Source organism: Chitinophaga sp., from assembly GCF_036569185.1.
In the GTDB taxonomy this organism is placed as follows: Bacteria; Bacteroidota; Bacteroidia; order Chitinophagales; family Chitinophagaceae; genus Chitinophaga.
On sequence record NZ_DATCRD010000084.1, the window covers coordinates 1 to 20,443 of the forward strand.

Annotated in this window: 17 protein-coding genes and 1 pseudogene; 11 read left to right on the forward strand and 7 right to left on the reverse strand. The window is 46.1% G+C overall.

Translation table 11 applies throughout. The features are described from left to right. On the forward strand, window positions 1-1,186 hold a 1,186-nt coding region (locus VIM72_RS06535), incomplete at its 5' end, for an efflux RND transporter permease subunit (RefSeq protein ID WP_332002060.1). A gap of 153 nt (window positions 1,187-1,339) precedes the next feature. Then, on the forward strand, window positions 1,340-2,209 hold the full coding sequence (locus tag VIM72_RS06540; RefSeq protein WP_332002061.1) for a hypothetical protein: 870 nt from the start codon (window positions 1,340-1,342) through the stop codon (window positions 2,207-2,209). Between the two features lie 42 nt (window positions 2,210-2,251). Here the strand turns inward: VIM72_RS06540 and VIM72_RS06545 are convergent, their stop codons facing one another. The 7 genes from VIM72_RS06545 to VIM72_RS06575 form a co-directional block, all read right to left on the reverse strand. Next, window positions 2,252-3,838: a transferase gene (locus VIM72_RS06545; protein ID WP_332002062.1), complete on the reverse strand. Its 1,587-nt coding sequence runs from the start codon at window positions 3,836-3,838 to the stop codon at window positions 2,252-2,254. Between the two features lie 121 nt (window positions 3,839-3,959). Beyond that, window positions 3,960-5,375 (reverse strand): nicotinate phosphoribosyltransferase, encoded by a 1,416-nt coding sequence (locus VIM72_RS06550; RefSeq protein ID WP_332002063.1) that lies wholly within the window; start codon window positions 5,373-5,375, stop codon window positions 3,960-3,962. A 17-nt stretch (window positions 5,376-5,392) separates the two neighbouring features. After that, window positions 5,393-6,298, reverse strand: coding sequence for a pantoate--beta-alanine ligase (locus tag VIM72_RS06555; RefSeq protein WP_332002064.1), 906 nt, complete (start codon window positions 6,296-6,298; stop codon window positions 5,393-5,395). Between the two features lie 385 nt (window positions 6,299-6,683). Further along, a complete protein-coding gene (locus VIM72_RS06560; RefSeq protein WP_332002065.1) occupies window positions 6,684-7,370 on the reverse strand; it encodes an NUDIX hydrolase in 687 nt (228 codons plus the stop codon). A gap of 12 nt (window positions 7,371-7,382) precedes the next feature. Next, complete coding sequence (locus tag VIM72_RS06565; protein WP_332002066.1) at window positions 7,383-7,793, reverse strand: hypothetical protein; 411 nt, start codon at window positions 7,791-7,793, stop codon at window positions 7,383-7,385. Window positions 7,794-7,805: 12 nt separating this feature from the next. Further along, window positions 7,806-8,201 carry a nuclear transport factor 2 family protein gene (locus VIM72_RS06570; protein ID WP_142684407.1) on the reverse strand — a complete coding sequence of 132 codons (396 nt, stop codon included), beginning with the start codon at window positions 8,199-8,201 and terminating at the stop codon, window positions 7,806-7,808. Window positions 8,202-8,305: 104 nt separating this feature from the next. Next, window positions 8,306-9,589, reverse strand: a complete 1,284-nt coding sequence (locus tag VIM72_RS06575; RefSeq protein ID WP_332002067.1) for a M28 family peptidase — start codon at window positions 9,587-9,589, stop codon at window positions 8,306-8,308. Between the two features lie 203 nt (window positions 9,590-9,792). On the opposite strand from VIM72_RS06575, the gene gcvT reads away from it, so the two are divergent. From gcvT to VIM72_RS06615, 9 genes and pseudogenes are all read left to right on the forward strand, one after another. Further along, on the forward strand, window positions 9,793-10,881 hold the full coding sequence (gene gcvT, locus VIM72_RS06580) for a glycine cleavage system aminomethyltransferase GcvT (protein WP_332002068.1): 1,089 nt from the start codon (window positions 9,793-9,795) through the stop codon (window positions 10,879-10,881). 91 nt (window positions 10,882-10,972) lie between these two features. Next, window positions 10,973-11,446, forward strand: a complete 474-nt coding sequence (locus VIM72_RS06585; RefSeq protein WP_332002069.1) for an SRPBCC family protein — start codon at window positions 10,973-10,975, stop codon at window positions 11,444-11,446. 16 nt (window positions 11,447-11,462) lie between these two features. Beyond that, window positions 11,463-12,185, forward strand: a complete 723-nt coding sequence (locus VIM72_RS06590) for a 2-phosphosulfolactate phosphatase (protein ID WP_332002070.1) — start codon at window positions 11,463-11,465, stop codon at window positions 12,183-12,185. 242 nt (window positions 12,186-12,427) lie between these two features. After that, window positions 12,428-13,222 carry an MBL fold metallo-hydrolase gene (locus VIM72_RS06595; RefSeq protein ID WP_332002071.1) on the forward strand — a complete coding sequence of 265 codons (795 nt, stop codon included), beginning with the start codon at window positions 12,428-12,430 and terminating at the stop codon, window positions 13,220-13,222. A gap of 226 nt (window positions 13,223-13,448) precedes the next feature. Continuing rightward, entirely contained in the window at window positions 13,449-17,186 is a 3,738-nt protein-coding gene (locus VIM72_RS06600; RefSeq protein WP_332002072.1) for a DEAD/DEAH box helicase, read from the forward strand. A 276-nt stretch (window positions 17,187-17,462) separates the two neighbouring features. Then, window positions 17,463-17,798, forward strand: a complete 336-nt coding sequence (locus VIM72_RS06605) for a DUF7674 family protein (RefSeq protein ID WP_332002073.1) — start codon at window positions 17,463-17,465, stop codon at window positions 17,796-17,798. A 108-nt stretch (window positions 17,799-17,906) separates the two neighbouring features. Continuing rightward, window positions 17,907-17,984 carry a potassium-transporting ATPase subunit F gene (locus VIM72_RS32390; RefSeq protein WP_142685518.1) on the forward strand — a complete coding sequence of 26 codons (78 nt, stop codon included), beginning with the start codon at window positions 17,907-17,909 and terminating at the stop codon, window positions 17,982-17,984. Between the two features lie 54 nt (window positions 17,985-18,038). Then, the gene (gene kdpA / locus VIM72_RS06610; protein ID WP_332002074.1) at window positions 18,039-19,751 is read left to right on the forward strand and encodes a potassium-transporting ATPase subunit KdpA; all 1,713 of its coding nucleotides are present in this window, start codon (window positions 18,039-18,041) and stop codon (window positions 19,749-19,751) included. 21 nt (window positions 19,752-19,772) lie between these two features. Then, a pseudogene (locus tag VIM72_RS06615) lies at window positions 19,773-20,443 on the forward strand (potassium-transporting ATPase subunit B); the annotation flags it as partial.

Below are 20,443 nucleotides of genomic sequence, written 5' to 3' on the forward strand. Positions count from 1 at the left end.
CCTGGGTACGGCAGAGCGGGCGCCTGTGGAACTGGTAGTAATGGGTACAGAGCTCGACAGCGTAATGAATTATGCAAAGAGAGCCATGGATACGCTTAAAACCATCAATGGCGCTACAGAAGTAAAATTATCAGTAGAAGATGGTAACCCGGAAATTAATGTGCAGGTAGACCGGGATAAGATGGCTGCACTGGGCCTCACGCTTGATGCCGTGGGTGGTACCATGCAAACGGCTTTCAGCGGTACGGCAGACGACTCTAAAGTTAAATTCCGCCAGGGAGATTATGAGTATGATATCAACATCCGTTTCGATGATTTCAACCGTAAGAATCTCGAAGATGTTTCCAATATACAGTTCATTAATGACAAAGGTCAGCTGATCAAGCTGTCGCAGTTCGCGGTGATCACGGAAGGTTCCGGCCCCAGCCACCTGGAAAGAAGGGATAAAAATACTTCTGTATCTGTACAGGCGCAGGTAATGGGTCGTCCATCTGGTACGGTTACCCAGGAGTTTGCCGATAAACTCGCAAAAATGGATAAGCCTGCAGGTATCAGCTACCTGTTTGGGGGTGATGCAGAAAACCAGGGTGATTCCTTTGGCACAATGGGCGCGGCATTACTGATCTCTATCGTGCTGGTATACCTCATCATGGTGGCGCTGTACGACAACTATATTTATCCATTCGTGGTATTGTTCTCTATTCCGCTGGCTATCATCGGTGCATTACTGGCACTGGCGCTCACCAACAATACGCTGAACATCTTTACCATCATGGGTATCATTATGCTGATTGGTCTGGTAGCGAAGAACGCGATCATCCTGGTAGACTTTACCAACCAGATGAAAGAGCAGGGACAAAGCACTTACCAGGCGCTGATCCACGCTAACCATGCGCGTTTGCGCCCTATCCTGATGACCACCATTGCCATGGTAATTGGTATGTTGCCTATTGCGTTGGCAACCGGTGGTGTAGGCTCTATTAAAAATGGTTTGGCCTGGGCAATCATCGGAGGTCTGATGAGCTCCATGTTCCTTACCCTGATCGTGGTACCGGTGGTATATATGATTATGGATATGGGTATGGCCAAGCTGGGAATTGGTAAACTATCTACCAAACGTTATATCAGGCAACGTATGGTGGCTTCTTATGAAGAAGTGCCTTTAAATGAAATTCATTCGAATTAAGATATGTTACTAACAGTGTAACAGTTGTAGGTTTAGGTAATAGCCGGAGTAGTCATACTCCGGCTTTCTTTTCTTTGATATTAACAAGAAATTCTTTCCTTTTCACATTCCCGTATATTTTCCTGCAGATTATATTTGCAGCAAATACCTTTTATGAAAAGCTATGTTACCCTGTTAGTATTATTGTTGACTCCTTTTCTTATTCATGCGCAGCAAACGTTTAACGGATTAACTCTTCCGGAAAGTGCGGTTGCTTATAATGGTGGTTATTTCATATCAGGGATTGGCGCCAAACTTGCGCCGGATAAGGATGGGGATGGTGTTATTTCTCATATAGGCAGGGATGGAAAACTGGCGTTAAAATATTTTGAAGATACGCTTCATGCTCCTTCAGGGTTGCAGCTGATGAATAACATATTATATGTGGCTGATGTTGATCACCTGAAAGGATATGATGTTGTAACAAGGAAGAAGGTGTTTGATTTAAATCCCGAAGGGAAAGCAGGAATGCTGAATGATGTATGTCGTGTGAATGACAGTTTATTACTGACAACGGATTCATTTAAAGGGCAGGTACTACTGGTTAATATTTTTGCCGGCACTTATATTGTGCTGAAAGGGAATGTGGCCGGACCCAATGGGGTTTGCTATGATGCTGCGGCTGATAAAGTATATGTATGCGCAATGGGGCCCGATTATAATGGAACCGGGAAAATATATGCCAGGAAATTACATGATAACAATGCCGCTTTTGAGCCGCTGGAAGGCTCTCCTGTTGGGTTACTGGATGGAATGATACTGTTGGATGATCATCGTTTGCTGGTATCCGACTGGTTAACGCTCAATAACCCAACAACGGGGAAGTTACATGTGTATGATCTCAACAAAAAACAATATACCACTATCAATATACAACGGGGACCGGCAGATATTGCCCTGGATGCAAGTCGGCAGGCGTTGCTGGTGCCACAGATGCTGGATAACCAGCTGAAAATAATTCCACTGAAAGAATATGGATTATGAGAGGTACCGGGAAGCGATTTACAGCCACTTCCCGGTGACAGATCATTTTCTTGCTAAAAGCAGCATATGCGAAACAGGAAAAGGGATAGGTAAGGGTACACCATTTTTGCACGGGCGCATCAATTGTACCTTACCTTCCAGCCTGTTATTTACAATCCATTCATTGCGCCAGGTGGTAGACAGGTTATCCAACCGCAGACCGGCTTCTTCGAGTGCAGCTTTCCAATCTTCATAGTTCCAGAAGCAAAATGTTTCATGCATTTCACTCAGCCAGTTATCATGATAATCTTTTTTGAAAAGAAATTCACAGGCATTTTGCATAGATAGCTGTGCATAGGTTTGCCCCTCAATTGTTACCCATTCATATGGCAGCTGAAATCCTTCATGATGGCGGAAATCTTTTGCGAATTGTTTGAACAGTGCCATAGTAGATAGTCTTCCCAACCATGCCGCCAGTTCCTGCGTTGAAGCGTTTTCCGGTAGGGTGATATCATTTTCTCCATCGGCCTCATTGAGCCAGAGCAGGATAATCTCTTCCTTGTTTTCCGGGCCTACCACATCGCGGTTAATCCAGACGCCGCCTGGCACCAGCTCATTATAACGGTTACGTATAAACGCAAGCAGGTCTTCCCTGCTGCCATAAGATTCGATTTCATGGGTAAGTGAAGAGGTATGAATAGTATTCATGCTGCCGGCTTCAAATACGAGGCTGGTCACTGCGTTTTTCTGTGAGAAGAACACCGATGGATTGGCAAATTCGCCATTATGTTTTCTTTGAAGACAGATATCATACAGGTGCCTGGATACTTCAATCCCATAGAAGTCGCATTCATGCAGGCGATCATCATCGCAGGCCATTTTAATCCAGGAGCCAACGGCGCAACCGATATCGCCGATATTTCCAGGTTGTATGTAAGGCGCTGTTTCCCGGTATTTCTGCGCGGCGATGTCGTCCATTTGTTTTACGTATACGTTGTAATCGCGGGTGGCAGTAAGATCGCCATCGGCTCCGATGATGGGATCTTTCAGGATTTGCTGTACTTTTTCCCCAACGTTGTAAAGCGACCATATTTTAAAAGACGCCGGGTGCATCTGGTCCAGGATGGTTTTGTTTTTGCGCCAGTCGCCGGCCTGCGCTACCAGTTTTACCACATCCCATGGCATGGGTTGTGTGAACTGTTTACTTACCGGGTCCCACTCTGCAGGGAGTATGGTAAAGCCATGCTTTATGTACATGTCTTTAACGGCTGTAGAACAAATAACCAGGGTATTAGCGGGCGTAATGGAATGAATGCCTTCACTGGAATGCCGTATTGTTTTTACGGTATATTCCGTGAAATCATTGATCACTCCAACATCGTCGATACCGTATACATACACCGGTACATCCAGTGAGTTGGAAAATTCCTGGATAATCATAGCCCGGAGATAGAATGGTACCGGGTTTCGTTTGGTGCCCAGGTGATTGGCGGAGGTAACCGCGAAAATCACGCCCTCTATATCCTGTGTGGCTAACGGTTGGCCATATACGTCTTTTTCGCCTTCCAGTTTGCATTTGATCAGGCGGTTCAGGTATTTGAACTGAAAATCTGTGAGCAGGTGATGCCGGCCGGGTATGAGTAAATACATGGCATGAAGTTAAGGAATGAGTTGATTTTTTGTATACAGGTTAACCAAAAATAACAGAGAGTGTATCCTGGAACAGATACACTCTCCCTGAGGTAACATGGTTGGAAGAAATAAGAATAATTTACAGTGCTGCTGTTTTCCGTACCTCATCGAAAGTATAGCTGAGCGTTACCTCACCATTTTCGAATACGGTATGTAAAAGATCGGCAGATGCGGGAGCGTCTCCTTCAGACACTGTTTTGAAAGTATTGTTGTCTTTTATGAGCCTCAATTTTCCGGCTTTGGATTTTTTGAAAGAGGTGCGTAAATGACCGGTGGCATCCAGTTCAACGGGCATTTTTTGTACGTTGATGGGCGCCCCGTTTACAACAGCATATGCGCATTTGAGGGCAAATTCCTGGGTGTCGCGGTTTACTCGTTGCAGTAAGGCGCCGCCCATGCCCAGTACCAGGTTTTCCGCGCTGATACCGGCTTGCTTTAATGCTTCGAATATGCCTGGGATAGAGGAATAGCTGATGCCGTCGCCCTGGATCACCCGTACCTGCGGGGGCAATACTTTATATCCTTTTTGGTTGGTGGTGTAACCGAATTTGTCCATGAGGATAGTAAAGATGCGGAGCAGGGTTTGTACCGGATCACCGCTATCGGGGCGGATTACCAGGGTGCCGTCTCTTTTCAGGATCTGTTCTTTCAGCGCTGTGCCCCAGTATTCTTCACAGGCTCTGAAAATATTGTAGGAGTCGGATACGCAGGCAATGGTACCGGTAGGATAACTATCCAGTATATGTTTGAATATTTCCAGTTCTCCTTCTTCTCCCAGAAGTGTAACTACAGAGTGCTCTGTAGCAGGAATAGATAAACCTGGCGCCGCAGGGGCATTGTAATATTTCTTCGCGAATACGGAACCTGGGATGGTATCGCTACCTGCAAAGCTTACCAGGTGGGCGCTTCCGCCGATACCGGCGCTTTCCACAGAGCTGGCGCCACGGAAGCCAAAGTCGTTCAGTACAAAGTCGATGCCTGCAAAGGCCTCAGCACTGGCGGTTTCATCATAATATTTCTTTACTATCTTCTTTATTTCCCTGGATACAGAAGCTACGGTACAGGGGTACCATACCTGCATCAGCAATGTTTCGAGAAAGTTGGTGAGCCAGAAACATTCGGGGTCGGTATTTTCAATGGTCATCAGCACATTTCGTACAGGCACTACCGTACCTTCTGCTACTGCTTTGATACGTACCGGAAGTTTACCGCCGTATTTATCAATGATGTATTCAAAGCGGCTGCGATCAAACACATCTTTTCTGCCAAACACTTCTGTGAGTACAGCTTCCGCCTCGTCCAGCTTTTCTTTGGTGAACACCACTCCGCTCAGGTATTCTTTCAGGAAATATTGCAGGCCATAAAAAACGGTTTCGTCAAATTTGCCTCCCCGGCTTTCCAGGTAGGAATATATAAATTGGGTGCCGGGGATGTACAGTTTATGGTGGGAGTATTTATAAGCATCGGCCAGGAGGATAAGATTTTCCTTTATCATGTCTCAATATTTTAGTCTTAGTCAATATATTTTTCTGTAAGTTTTGCCAGTAAGGGAATGTGGGTATCATTGATTTCCCCTTTGGCAATTAAATTGGGTATATCCGTTACCGTTATCCAGCGTACTTCCTGCAGGTCATCGCCGGCAGCGGGCTCTCCATACAGGAGATCAGTGCTGAACAGGGTGGTAATAATTTTATTCACTTCGCTGCGATAGCGCCAATCGTTTACCCTCAGGGAAGCCACGTATCGCATGGGGCTTGTTTCCACGGCGCCGCATTCTTCCTGTAATTCCCTGGCGGCGGCCATTTCAAAGTTATCGTCTGTAGGGTCGGAAAATCCGCCCGGCAGGCGCCATACATTTTCATTGGGTTTACGGCCCAGCAGCAGTTCGGTTTTGTTATTCCTGAAAAGGGCGATATCTACCGTAGCATATACGGAAGGGAAAAGATTATAGGTATTATAGATGATACCTGCACGGAATTCTTCCGTATCAAACACTTTATCAGATATGGCTTCCCGCATGGCGGTGGCGTTATAGTCCTGCACCGGAGGAAGGGCTTCCGTTTTAAATTTACCGGAATAGGTGTCCATAAAGCTGTTGCGGCTGCCGTACAATAAAAAGGTTTCATGGGGAAAATTGCTGTGAAGCAGTTCATCCAGTTTTTGTGACCATACGGTATCACTTTTTTGATCGCTCAGTGGAAGTACAATAATTTCGGGGAACTGTTGTTTGATCATCCGCTCGCGGGTATAATAATCCAGCGGATTTTTGCGGCTGCCTCTTACAGGGCTAACGCCAAGTATAATGATCACACGGTTGTGCTTTTGCTTTACCTGGCGGATGAGCTCCAGGTGGCCTTCGTGGAGGGAAGGCGTCTGGAACCTGGCGATAATAACTCCTGTGGGCTTTGTGTTTTGCATGTTCGAGCTATTTTGTGTAATTGTTACACAAATATAGAAACCCTTTTCGGATTTCCAAAATATTTCTTGTAAAAAATACACAAAATAGAAAATGGGGGCTGTAAATAGATTTTAAAACGCTGTAACTGCTTACAAGCCTGATCCACTTAAAGACCATACATAGTTGTAAAATAGATTTTGAAATGCTGTAACCGGTGGCATTCAGGCCAATGTTAGCGGTGTATTCCGCATTATGTTTTTTCAACACATTCTGGTTTCCGGGGTATTAATACCGGTTATGCCGGCAGCCAGATATCTGCTTTAGAATACGATAACAGTATTGGCGGTAAGCCCAGGTAATACCCTGAACAACCAACAAACGGGGCCATGGCTTTATCATGCCAGTTTAAATCTCAAACGTCATTCCTTCTTTCTTCAGTTTAAAATACCTGGCCTCATCAAAGCTGAAAAGTTTGGCCGGTCTTCCCTGCGATACCTGTTTTTGCTTTTCGTTATGCGCAATCAGTATCCCCAGGTGATTGATCTTCTTCTGGAAGTTACGGCGGTCTATGGGCCGGTCCAGCAGTGTTTCGTAGAGTTTTTCCAGGTCGGCGATGGGGAACTTGTTATCCAGCAGTTCAAACCCGATAGGCTCATAGCGGATCTTGCTGCGGAGGCGCTGTACAGCGATATCTATAATCGTTGCGTGATCAAAGGCCAGTGCCGGCAGGTCTTTTATGTTGAACCATTTGGCATCTTCGGCATCAGAGCTGGCAGCGAGCTTAAAATTAGTTGGATTTACCAGCCCGAAATATGCGATAGACACTACCCTTCCCCGCGGATCGCGGCCGGGCAGGCCAAAGGTATATAGCTGTTCGAGGTAGTTGATATTTACACCGGCTTCGGTAAGCAGTTCCCGGGTAACGGCTTCTTCCAGCGCTTCTTCATCCAGCACAAAGCCACCGGGCAGGGCCCAGCTATGCAGGAAGGGCTCTATGGTGCGCTTGATCAGCAGTACCACAATGCCTTCTTTTGGAATATATCCAAATACGACTGCATCTACAGTTAGTCTGATGTTTTGTATGATCGGCAAACTCTTATCTGATTATTTTGCTTGAATGTAATGTTCCAGTTGGGCGGTGCCTTTGTGCAAATTTACGAACAAAGGATTTTTCAGCGGATCAAAAACGATGATGGTGCTTTGTTCCCAGATATCCTGTGGCACAGGCAGCTCAATGATCACTTCCTGGCCGTTTTCGCGGCGGAAAAGCAGGCTGTCCTTTCCGGCCATATGTCTTTTGTACTGGTGCTGGTCGAGGTAGTCGGTCAGCTCTTTTCTCAGCTGCAGCACGGAATCAGTCAGTGGGTTGGAAACCGGTTTGAATTCGCGGTACACGTAACATTTTTCAGTTATAACGTCGTAGGCCGATCTGTCGGTATTGCGTTCGTCATTACGGGTATGGTTACACGCAAACAGTAACAGGGAAATACCCAGGAGTGATAATATTTTTTTCATGATCTCATAGCTTTAATGTTCATAACAATCATAGTTGCGTTGCCGGTAAATTTTCCCGTCGCGGAATTCTATGATGGTGCAAATGAATGCTTTCATTATTTGTCCCCGGCGGAACTGTCCTGCATCAACACCTATTTCCCCGGTCCATTTGGCTTCTACTACCAGCGTATTCCCTGATTCCACCACTTTCAGCACGCTGAAATGCTGGGCTTTCAAAATTATTTTATTCGTAGCCATGCTTTCCAGCATGATATCAAAGTTCCGTTGTTTAATTTCATTCGAGAGCTGGTTTGGATATTCAGTCTGAATAATATTTGGATGAAAGATCCTGGCAAATTCAACGGGATCTGCTGAAAAGCTTTCCAGCAGCTGGAAATACCGGTATATAAGCGCCAGTTTCTCTTCCATTTAAGGGATAAATTGAAATTTTACGAATTACGCATTTATGCGAAAATATACATTTCGCACTTATATGTAAACCGCAAATTTTTAAGCGATCTTAATCCGGCACCTCACTGGACGCTGCTGAATGCAAGTTTATCCTTATTATTTGTTTGGTCGATGATGTTATACACCAGTTTCAGCACATGCAGGGTGCCGTCGTAATTTACTTTATCTGTAGAGGCGGGGGTATTTTTACAGAAATAGAGTACCGGTATATTTTTTTTGTAGAAAGATGCGTGATCAGAATTGCTGATACCACTGGAATCATATACCAGTGGCAGCTCTTTGGTGGCGGCCTGCTGAATGATAGCCGACCACCCGGGAGATGTGCCGGTACCGCCTATCTGCAGTGCCGTGCCGGGGCTCAGGGTACCAATGCCATCCAAATTGATCATATAGTTCACCTGTGAAAGGTCTACTTTACTGTGGGAGGCGAAATAAGAGGAACCGGACAGGCCCTGTTCTTTTCCTGAAAAGGCGATAATGATATAGTTGTTGTTATGTAAACGGGAATTTTTCAGCAGGCGGGCTATTTCCAGCATGGCGGCGGTTCCACTGGCATTGTCTTCGGTTTTATCAGTGGCGTCCCAGCCGCGGTAGTCGTAATGGGCGCCGATCACGATGGTCCTGGGCGCCTTATTATTAATATAGCCGATCACGTTGGTACCGTTGCGCCGGATATTTTTAAAGGCTACCTGCATCTGGATGGGAAATCCATCGGCATCGTCGGCGCCCAGTTTTTTGCTGATATCGGCATTGACCCAAACTGCTGGTATACCGGTGGCTTGGGGCCGCTGGTCCAGCCATTTCATTACTTCGGCGGCAGTTTCTTTCCCATTATAAAATACAGCGCCGGTTGCGCCGGCTTTCTCGGCGATCTGTGTTTGTTGCAGGTACTGCTCTGCCATGCTTTTACGGCTATCTGTGTCCAGTTCTGCCACATTGATCAGCCAGATATTATCGGGTTCATTCACTCCCGGAATCGCCTCTCCCCTGGCCGTTTTGCCGGCACTAAAAGGTAATGGCACGAATTGTTTGCCCACTTCCAGTTTATTTCCACCAATGGTCATCTGGCAGTCGGCCGATGGCTCACGGGTTTCTTTCACGGTAAATGCCTGTAAAAAGCCATCTTCTCCCATAGGGCTCAAACCCATTTTCTGCATTTGCTCAGAAAGATAGGTGGCTGCCAGCCGCTCGCCCGGAGCGCCTGTACTGCGGCCTTCCAGCTTATCGCTGCTCAGGTAATTGATATGCGCTTGCAGGTTTCCAAGTGTTTTACGGTCTTCCTTTTTCTGTGCATAAATGCAGGTGGTTACAACTACCAATGGTAACAGCCAGGTTATCTTTTTCACAGCGAATCTGTTTTTGGGTGTTGACGCAAAATTACGAATTACCGGCAGCCAAAGCGCATTAACGGCCCAATTCTTTTGACTATATCATTGTATTTTAAGTATTTATAATGTATGCCTTTCGTCTTAAAACAGTCATACGCTGTTTTCTGTTGGCCGTTCATAATTCCCAAATCCCTATTTTTGCCCCGTTTTAAAAACAAAGTATGAAAAACACGCCTTTTACAGAGAAACACATTGCGCTGGGCGCCAAGATGGCCGCCTTTGCAGGTTACAACATGCCTATTTCCTACACTGGTATTAACGATGAGCACCAGGCGGTGCGTACCAACGCCGGTGTGTTTGATGTAAGCCACATGGGCGAATTTATTTTAAAGGGCGAAAACGCATTGGACCTGATTCAGCGTGTTACCAGCAACGATGCTTCCAAATTAACCGCTGGTAAAGCCCAGTACAGCTGCCTGCCAAACAATGAAGGCGGTATTGTTGATGACCTGCTCGTTTATTGTATTGAAGAAAACAAAGTATACATGCTGGTGGTAAACGCCAGTAATATTGAAAAAGACTGGAACTGGATCTCCGGGTTCAACACCAAGGGAGTGGAAATGCACAATATTTCCGATAAAACCTGTTTGCTGGCCATCCAGGGCCCTAATGCCACCAGCATCCTGCAGCCGCTCACAGAAGTAGACCTGGTAAACATGAAGTACTACACTTTTGCAAAAGGAACTTTTGCCGGTGTAGATAATGTAGTGATCAGTGCAACAGGTTACACCGGCGCCGGTGGTATTGAAATATATTTTGAAGACAAGGACGGCGCTGCGGATAAGATCTGGAATGCCATCTTCGCGGAAGGCGGCCCCAAGGGCCTGAAACCTATCGGTTTGGGCGCCCGCGATACCCTTCGCCTTGAAATGGGATTCTGTCTTTACGGAAATGATATCGACGATACTACTTCCCCGTTGGAAGCCGGTTTAGGATGGATCACCAAATTCACCAAACCATTTACCTCCAGCGAATTATTTGCAAAACAAAAAGCAGAAGGCGTTACCAGGAAACTGGTTGGTTTTGAAATGGTAGATAAAGGGATTCCGCGCCACGACTACGAAATTAAAGACGCTGCAGGCAATACAATTGGCCGCGTAACTTCCGGCACCCAGTCGCCATCTATGCAAAAGGCTATCGGTCTTGGCTATGTGAAAACGGCTTTTGCTGCATTGGATACGGAAATTTTTATCGCAGTAAGGGACAAGGCCCTGAAAGCAAAAGTGGTAAAAGTGCCTTTCCTGGGCTAGGAATATGTATGAATAGCCGGTTAAAGTTGTTAATTTCGGTGCCTGGAAAGTTTCCGGCGCACCGGAATTTTTATATTTTATTGCCATATCTATGCCTACTATTCATTTAACTACCGTTATCTATGCCCCGCTGGAAAGGGTCTTCGACCTGAGCAGGAGCATTACACTACACAAGCGAAGTATGTCGCACCGGCAGGAAGATGCGATTAAAGGCCGTACCAATGGCCTGATATCCTATAATGAAACAGTGACCTGGAGAGCAAAGCACCTTGGGAAAATGAGGGAACTGACCACTAAAATCACCGCTATGCGCCAGAATGAATCGTTTACGGATGAAATGACCAACGGGGATTTTACCCATATGAATCATGAACATTATTTTAAACCGATAGAAAATGCCACTGTGATGATTGATATCATGAACTTTGGCACCCCTTATGGCTGGTTCGGAAGAGTATTTGAGCGGGTTTACCTGCAAAAATATATGACCAGGCTCCTGCAGGAAAGGAATAATACCATTAAGGATTACGCAGAGAGTGAGAAGTGGAGGGTGATCCTTGATTAAAACAAAACACAACTGAATGACAGAAAGCAACAAACCCAGCCTGGAAGTATGTTTATCTCCGGCATTGTTACATTTATTTGATGTAAAAAACAGCATTGTAGTTATAATAGATGTATTACGCGCTACTTCTACTATATGTACCGCCCTGTACAACGGAGCTTCCCGTGTAATACCGGTGGCAAGCGTGGAAGAATGTGTGAATATAGGCCGTGCCATTGGAGGTATCACCGCCGGAGAAAGAGATGGCAGGATTGCAGAAGGATTGGCATACGGCAACTCCCCTTTTGAATACCCACGTGAATTCGTGGAAAATAAAACGCTGGTGCTCACCACCACCAACGGTACCAAGTTATTACACATGGCTAAAGATGCCATCCAGATCATTACCGGCTCCTTCCCTAATATCAGCGCCGTTTGCGATTACCTGGTGGCCCAAAAACAGAACGTGATCCTGGGCTGTGCGGCATGGAAAGACCGTGTTAACATGGAAGACACGCTGTTTGCCGGCGCTGTGGTAAGCCGTATCAAACAACATTTTGATGTCAACTGCGATTCGGCTATTGCAGCCGAAACCCTTTATCACTCGGCCAAACACGACATCTATACCTTCATGAAGCAGGCATCCCACTATAAGCGCCTGGCGCAATATGGACTGGAAAAAGATATACATTATTGCCTTACTGCCGACGGAGCGAATGTATTGCCCCTGTTCAGGGATGGGGAATTGATTGCAGGGTAAGCGAAGGGATCGCCTTCGGCGATGCGATTTTTGTCTGACTCAGCATAATCAGTTTAATCCTGAGTCAGACAAAATCCGCGGCTTATCAAAAAATATAAATGACACGTTCTCGCCTATACGAAGAATCAGCAATTTGTTGTTTGTTATGCGAAATTGCCTTTCTTTATTCTCCCGGAAATCAGACTCATACTGCACCATTTTTACTGAAAAATCCTATATTCTGTTTTCTTAAAGATAATGCCATGACATACTATCTATGCAATACCTGCGGTGTGCAGTATGATGCCGCCAGCCAGGCGCCGGAACGTTGCCCTATCTGTGAAGATGAACGGCAATATGTGAATCCCGCCGGCCAGAGCTGGACCACACTAGAACAGGTGCAGAAAAACCACCGGAACATTATAGAAATGGTAGCGCCCGATCTGTATGCTATTTATAGCACGCCGGATTTTGCTATCGGACAGCGGGCACATTTACTGGTTACCCCTTCCGGGAATATCCTCTGGGATTGCATTGCTAACCTCGACGCCTCTACGATTAATATTATCCGGCAGCTCGGCGGTATCAAAGCCATTGCCCTTTCCCATCCGCATTATTTCTCTACTATCGTGGAATGGAGCCATGCTTTTGGCAATATCCCCGTTTACGTACATCAGCTGGATGCAGGATGGCTGCAACGCCATGATGACGTGATCAAACTATGGGAGGGCAATGAGTTGCGGCTATGGGACGGCATCAAACTGGTGTTATGCGGCGGCCATTTTCCCGGTGGCAATGTGTTGTATACCCCTGCGGGGAAAGGCTCCTTACTGGTGGGAGATGTTATACAGGTATCTTCCGACAGGAAAACGGTATCGGTGATGTACAGCTATCCGAATAATATCCCCGTATCAGCAAAGGAAATTAATACCCTGTATGCTGCAATAAAACCATTGAAATATGATGCGATGTATGGCGCTTTTGGGAAATATATTAAAACGGGCGCACAGGATGCGGTGGATTTTTCGCTGGAAAGATACCTGCGTCATATACGATAAATAGTTGATAAACAGGCATCTATATTTAAAGAAAATTATATTGAAAAATAGACCCTGCAATGACCGGGTAAATGAACAGCGGTTAACGGGTTGTTAATAGCCAGGCTGCGGGTTATTAGAAATTTTCTGCTTACTTTTGTGGATTGCCTTTTTATCAGCTGTTAAGTTTTTTTGATATATCTATTAACCCTTTTGCTGATAATAAAAGCGGGCAACAACGTATAGTATGTCGCTACCCCATTTGCTAAAATATGTTTACAACAACGGCACTGATGAAGTGATCCGCAGGGGGAAGCGTATTTTTTCTTCCGGGGGCGTTGAACTCATCGAGGCAGACCCGGTGCTGAAAACAGCTACCTTCCGCGTAAAGAGCGACACACATGCCAATTACTACCGTGTTTCCATCAATAAGTATGGGGAAACAACCGGTATGTCCATCCGGTGCCAATGCCCTTACAACCTGGGCGACATCTGCCGGCACGAAGCGGCAGCGCTGTTCCAGCTCCAGGAAATGCTGGACAAAAATCATTTCGAGAGCTTCGACACACAGTTTGATCAGCAGCATACGCTGGTTAAAATGAAGTCTATCGATATTAAATCCATTAAACTGCTCACCTCCGGTACCATACTGGCACAGGCAGAGGAAATTGCCAAAAAACATCCCGCCAAAATAAACCTGGCAAAAGATGAAAAGGTAGAAGCCGTGCTTACGCTTAATGGGAAAGAGTTCCCGCTCATCATTCAACGGAATGAAGAACGGTTTTTTGATACGCACTGCACCTGCGATGAAACAGAACATGCGCTATGCGTTCATAAAACAGCCCTGTTCCTGCAATTGCTGCAGAAAAACGGCCCGTTCTATTTCGATACCCTCCGCAACTGGGACAAGGAAAAGAATAAGCTGCTATCGCTGTACGGTTATTCCCTTACCGATGACCTCGACGGGAAATTTGCCTTCTCCTATATGGATGGCAAGCCATTTCTGCGCGTACTGGACCCCTCCATCAAACGGGTAGATGGCGCCGCCGCAGGCCGGCAACCGGTTACGGCCCCGCCGCCACCGGAAGAAACCATTACCATTACACAAAGACTGGCAGCAGTTTTCAATGCCAACGAAACACTGTACCCTTATTTTAAAATAGACCTGGTAAGCGGCGAAATCAACGAAGAACAAACCGCCTTCGTATCACTGGCCAGCAAACTGGATCTTACCAAATACATCGACTTCTACCAGTTCAAGGAAAAAGACCGTGAACTGATAGCGCCTATACGAAAATTACAGGGCACTGAAGTCAGTAAATTCCTCAGCAAAAATTCTCCTTTTGCCGGTATCTGGGAAAATATAACGCATGAAAATGCAGAAGAACTTCCTACCGAAACAAAAGAACTGATGCTGGAATACCTCCATCCCAAACTTGCCAAACTGTTCCCACAGCTGGCAGAGCACGGGCTGGTATTTGAACTGCCCAACAGGCAGGCCTTCAAAACCAAGAACCTGCAACAACTGCAGATTGGCGCCGACAGGCTCAAGCTGATCATAAAAACCAATACCGGCGATACCCATGTGGACATTAACTGCTATGTGAACATCGAAGGAGAACTGGTAAATGTATCTGAAAATGAATGGGAAAGCCCATTGATGTTCCTGTACAAACAAGTGATCTATTTGTTTGAAAGCCCCCAGGATGCCCTGCACGTGGAACTTTTCCGCCAAAACGGACAACTGCGCATTGCTAACCAGGAATGGCCGGCCTACCTGAAAGATTACCTGCTGCCACTGAGCCGCCAGTACGATATACAGTTCGATAAAGGACTGCTCGCTGAACTGAAAGATGTAATGCCCGAACCACGGGTGTTCCTGAAAGAGCTCGGCGAAACATTTATCATACAGCCCGGTTTCGCTTACCGGGGCCAGGAAGTGGAATGGAACGACGAAAGCAAGATCACCGTGCAGGAAGGAAATAAAGTGCTCGTTATCCACCGGAATAAAGAAGCGGAAGATGCTTTTGTAAATAAGCTCCGCACTTTACATACCAACTTCGCACAACACGATAACCATAATTATTTTTACCTGCGCGCAAAAGAAGCGTTGAAAAATAACTGGTTCTTCCTGTTCTTCGATGCGCTGAAAGAAATGAATGTACGGGTGTTCGGTTTCGATAATCTACGCAACTTTAAATTCAGCTCGCATAAACCGGTTACCAATCTACAGATCAGCTCCGGCATCGACTGGTTCGATGCACAGATCGAAGTGCTGTATGGGGATCAGAAAGTAAGTATCAAGGATATTAAGAATGCGCTGGCCAACAAACAGAATTATGTTCAGCTGGCAGACGGTTCCCTGGGCCTGCTGCCGGAAGAATGGCTGCGCAAATACTCCCTGCTCTTTAAAGTGGGAGAAGAAAAAGATAAAGGGCTTAAACTCAGTAAATACAACTTCAGCGTAATTGACGAGCTGTATGAGTTTATTGACGATGAAGCCGTAGTGCTGGAACTTGAACAGAAGCGCCGCAAACTGCTGCAGTTCGATGAGATCCGCAGTATAGACCTGCCGGAAAACCTGCAGGCAACCCTTCGTCCTTACCAGGAAAGCGGTTTCCAGTGGCTGAACTACCTCGATGATATCAAATGGGGTGGTATCCTGGCAGATGATATGGGGTTGGGTAAAACCATCCAGGCCCTCACCTTCCTGCAGTATTACAAGAATAAGCACGAAGGCAAAACAATGGCGCTGATCGTTTGTCCTACTACGCTGATCTATAACTGGGAAAATGAGATCAGGAAATTCACACCGGATATCAGGCATCATATCCACCATGGGCCGGCACGATTAAAATCGTCTGAAGAACTGGGTAAATTTGACGCCATCATCACTACTTATGGTACGCTCCGCAGCGATATCCAGCTGCTGATGAAACTTGAATTTGACTATGTGATCCTCGATGAATCGCAAGCTATCAAGAACCCGCAATCAAAGGTGACCAAAGCGGCACAGCTGCTTCAAACAAAGAACAGGTTGGCGCTGAGCGGTACCCCGATGCAGAATAACACCTTCGATATTTATGCCCAGATGAACTTCCTGAACCCGGGGATGCTCGGCAGCGTAGACTTTTTCCGCAACGAATTTGCTACGCCGATCGACAAATTCCAGGATGAAGAAAGAAAAGAGCATCTGCGTAAACTGATCTATCCGTTTATCCTTCGCCGTACCAAGGAACAGGTGGCGAAAGACCTGCCGGAGAAAATAGAAACCGTGATCTTCTGCGAAATGGATGCGGAACAGCGGCATATTTATGATGCCTATCGTAACACCTATCGTTCCAAGATCCTCGGTGTTATTGAAGACCAGGGCATGGAACGTTCCCAGCTTACCATCCTGCAGGGCCTCATGAAGCTGCGGCAGATATGCGATTCGCCCGCTATCCTGAATGATACGGAACAGTATCCGAACCATTCCGTTAAGCTGCATGAGCTTACCCGTGAAATTTCCGAAAACATCGGTAATCATAAGGTGCTGATCTTCTCCCAGTTCCTGGGTATGCTCGGATTGATCCGCGACAGGATGCAACATCTCAAAATACCCTACGAGTATTTCGATGGAAGTACTTCCACTGTTGATCGTGAAAAGGCTATTCAGAATTTCCAGCACAACGATGAGTGCCGGGTATTCCTTATTTCGCTGAAAGCCGGTGGCGTAGGTTTGAACCTCACAGCCGCCGATTATGTATACATTGTAGATCCGTGGTGGAACCCGGCTGTAGAACAACAGGCCATTGACCGTACCCACCGTATCGGGCAGACCAAGAATATTTTTGCTTACCGCATGATCTGTAAAGACACAGTGGAGGAAAAGATATTGCAGTTACAGGAACGCAAAAAATCACTGGTGAAGGAAATTATTTCTGATGATAGTGGTTTTGTGAAGAAGCTGACAAAAGAGGATGTGTTGTATTTGTTTAGTTAGAACAATAATAAAACGATTTCATAAGGAGCGGTTTTACGAAAGTAGAACCGCTTTTTTTATACCCTATTTTAAAAGATGTGCCCCGGGCCAGCACTTTCATTTTTGAAATCACCCTACCATTTCTGCATGGTTAAGCCAGCAAACACCTTCTCCTCATCTCTCTAAAAAATTATTTAATACACTGATTATTAGGTAATTAAGGAAGAAAAGAAGTCCCCTGTGCCAATGCTGGCACTCCGCTGGCATTACCCCGTTTGTATCAAAACAATTGATCACATGCTACCAGACTCAAAAATCTCTCAATTGATAGGTTTACAGATTCCGGGCTTAACATTTCCCGCAGAACAACAAAAAGGAGCCATCAGTAAGGTGATCCACACCTTTGCCGGTTACACCGGCCGGATGATCAGAAGTGAACAACTTCATGAGGTAAAACGTTGTTTTAACGTGGCCGCTGTATTGTATCACAATGGGAGCAGTGCACTGCGTAACGCTATTGAAAGCGCGTTTATGTACACGCTCTCACCTCTCCTCTGCGGAAAACATAAGGAGCTACTCCCCTTATCACTGAAGAATGTAAGGATTCAACATTTACAAACTATAGCTATTTAAAACATTTTTATGATGATGACTATTCTCCTGTTGCTGGCAGGATTGGCCTGCTTCGCTGTATTCTTCAAATCAGTCGACTATTTCGAGAAGATCTAAACACTGTTATTTATGAACGCATTATTTATTCTGTCACTTTTCGTTTTCGGCTACATGATCTATGTACTGTTGAAACCTGAAAAATTCTGATTGGAGATATCACTCCCACGCCTATACGCAAAGCTTCTTTAACTGACTATAAAAATGACAACAGAAATCTTAGGCGTAATTGCCACCTATGGCATCACGCTATTACTTGCCTGGCCATTGTCGAGGTACATTGTAAAGGTATTCAGGGGCGACCGGACCTGGTCCGATTTTATGTCGCCGCTGGAGCGCCTCTTCTTTAAAATTTCCGGTATTAATCCCTCCGAGGAAATGAACTGGAAACAACACATGAAGGCATTACTCACCATTAATCTTGTATGGTTTGTATATGCCTTTTTTGCGCTGTTTTTCCAGGATAAACTACCGCTGAACCCGGATGGAAACCCCGGGCAGTCGGCCGACCTGGCGTTTAACACCGCCATCAGCTTTGTAGTGAACTGTAACCTGCAGCACTATTCCGGTGAAACAGGGGTAACTTATTTCACACAATTATTTGTACTTGCCTTCCTGCAGTTTGTGAGCGCCGCCACTGGTATTGCTGCGCTGGTAGTGGTTTTCAAGGCTATGAAGGAAAAAACCACTACTAAGCTGGGGAATTTCTGGGATATTTTCCTGAAAACAATCACCCGTATCCTCTTACCATTAAGCATTGTCATTGCCCTCATCTTTGTGTTCAATGGTATGCCCGCCAGTTATGCAGGCAAGGAAGCCATTATAACCATGCAGGGCGATACCGTGAATGTTTCACATGGCCCCGTAGCGGGCTTTGTAGCTATCAAGCACCTCGGTACCAATGGTGGCGGATGGTTTGGCGCTAACTCTGCACACCCGCTGGAAAACCCCAACTACATTACCTGGATGACGGAAATGGTAGCACAGGTGATTATTCCTATCGCCATGGTATTTGCCCTGGGTATGTTTATACAGCGAAGAAAATTTGCGATGGTCATCTTTGGGATCATGACCATCGGGATGATATGCCTGCTGATCCCTTCCATGCAGCAGGAAATGGCAGGCAACCCGGCCATAGCCCACATGGGCATTCAACAGGCCACAGGGGCAATGGAAGGTAAGGAGGTGCGCTTTGGCGCTGCAGCTACAGGCTACTGGAGCACTGTCACTACTATTATTTCCACCGGTTCTGTATGCGGCTGGCACGATAGTACCATGCCTATGACCGGTATGATGCAGTTACTGGGTATGATGCTGAACTGTTTCTATGGCGGTTGCGGCGTAGGTATCCTCAACTATTACATCTTTATTATTATCGCGGTGTTTATCTCCGGCCTGATGGTAGGCCGCACGCCTGAATTTATGGGTCACAAACTGGAGGCAAGGGAGGTAAAGATAGCCGCCATTATTACGTTGCTGTCGCCATTCCTGATACTGGCAGGTACAGCTTTATCATCATGGGTATTATCGCATCACCCGGATGCCAACTGGGCAGTGAAGCCATCGGCCTGGCTAAATAACCCCGGCTATCATGGTTTTTCTGAAATGCTGTACGAGTATACTTCTGCTAATGCCAATAACGGTTCTGGTTTTGAGGGGTTGGGAGATGGAAACATTTTCTGGAATGTGTCTACCGGTTTTGTGCTGATCCTGGGCAGGTTCCTGCCTATTATCGGGCCAGTGGCTATTGCCGGGCTGATGGCCTCCAAGAAATACATACCTGAATCTGCCGGTACGCTGAGAACAGATTCACTCACTTTTGGGGCAATGACCTTTGCGGTGATCATTATCCTTACTGCCTTGTCTTATTTCCCGGCGCTGGCACTGGGCCCGATCGCAGAGTATTTTTCCCTGTAATTTTTTTAATGACTGACTACCATGAAGCATGATAATAAATTGTTTCCGAAAGAACTGGTGATGGAGAGCCTGAAGCAGTCTTTCGTAAAACTGAATCCGAAATTAATGATCAAAAACCCGGTGATGTTCACCGTGGAAATAGGCACTGCCGTAATGCTGATAGTAGCGCTGTATGCGATCTTTACCGGCAATAAGGAACAAGGCAGCGCTGCTTATAATGTGGCTATCTTTGTAATACTGTTCCTTACCGTGTTATTCGCCAACTTCGCAGAAGCCATTGCAGAAGCACGTGGTAAAGCACAGGCAGAGAGCCTTCGTAAAACAAGGGAAGAGACACCCGCCAAGAAAGTAGAATTGGTGGGCGAAATCTTCACCAATGAAATCAAAATTGTTTCTTCCTCTTCCCTGCGCAAGGGCGATATCTTCGTATGTGATCCGGGCGATATTATCCCCGCTGACGGGGAAATAGTACAGGGTTTGGCCAGCATCGACGAATCGGCCATCACCGGTGAAAGCGCGCCGGTGATCCGGGAGGCCGGTGGCGACAAATCCAGTGTGGTAGGTGGTACCAAAGTATTGTCCGACCATATTAAAGTAAGGGTAAGCACAGAACCGGGGGAATCTTTCCTGGATAAAATGATTGCCCTTGTAGAAGGCGCCAGCAGGCAGAAAACGCCGAATGAAATTGCATT

Coding starts and splice junctions, on each gene's coding strand:
- VIM72_RS06540 (WP_332002061.1), top strand. CDS start 1,340: ATGAAAAGCTATGTTACCCTGTTAGTATTATTGTTGACTCCTTTTCTT.
- VIM72_RS06545 (WP_332002062.1), bottom strand. CDS start 3,838: ATGTATTTACTCATACCCGGCCGGCATCACCTGCTCACAGATTTTCAG.
- VIM72_RS06550 (WP_332002063.1), bottom strand. CDS start 5,375: ATGATAAAGGAAAATCTTATCCTCCTGGCCGATGCTTATAAATACTCC.
- VIM72_RS06555 (WP_332002064.1), bottom strand. CDS start 6,298: ATGCAAAACACAAAGCCCACAGGAGTTATTATCGCCAGGTTCCAGACG.
- VIM72_RS06565 (WP_332002066.1), bottom strand. CDS start 7,793: ATGAAAAAAATATTATCACTCCTGGGTATTTCCCTGTTACTGTTTGCG.
- VIM72_RS06570 (WP_142684407.1), bottom strand. CDS start 8,201: ATGGAAGAGAAACTGGCGCTTATATACCGGTATTTCCAGCTGCTGGAA.
- gcvT (WP_332002068.1), top strand. CDS start 9,793: ATGAAAAACACGCCTTTTACAGAGAAACACATTGCGCTGGGCGCCAAG.
- VIM72_RS06585 (WP_332002069.1), top strand. CDS start 10,973: ATGCCTACTATTCATTTAACTACCGTTATCTATGCCCCGCTGGAAAGG.
- VIM72_RS06590 (WP_332002070.1), top strand. CDS start 11,463: ATGACAGAAAGCAACAAACCCAGCCTGGAAGTATGTTTATCTCCGGCA.
- VIM72_RS06595 (WP_332002071.1), top strand. CDS start 12,428: ATGACATACTATCTATGCAATACCTGCGGTGTGCAGTATGATGCCGCC.
- VIM72_RS06600 (WP_332002072.1), top strand. CDS start 13,449: ATGTCGCTACCCCATTTGCTAAAATATGTTTACAACAACGGCACTGAT.
- VIM72_RS06605 (WP_332002073.1), top strand. CDS start 17,463: ATGCTACCAGACTCAAAAATCTCTCAATTGATAGGTTTACAGATTCCG.
- VIM72_RS32390 (WP_142685518.1), top strand. CDS start 17,907: ATGAACGCATTATTTATTCTGTCACTTTTCGTTTTCGGCTACATGATC.
- kdpA (WP_332002074.1), top strand. CDS start 18,039: ATGACAACAGAAATCTTAGGCGTAATTGCCACCTATGGCATCACGCTA.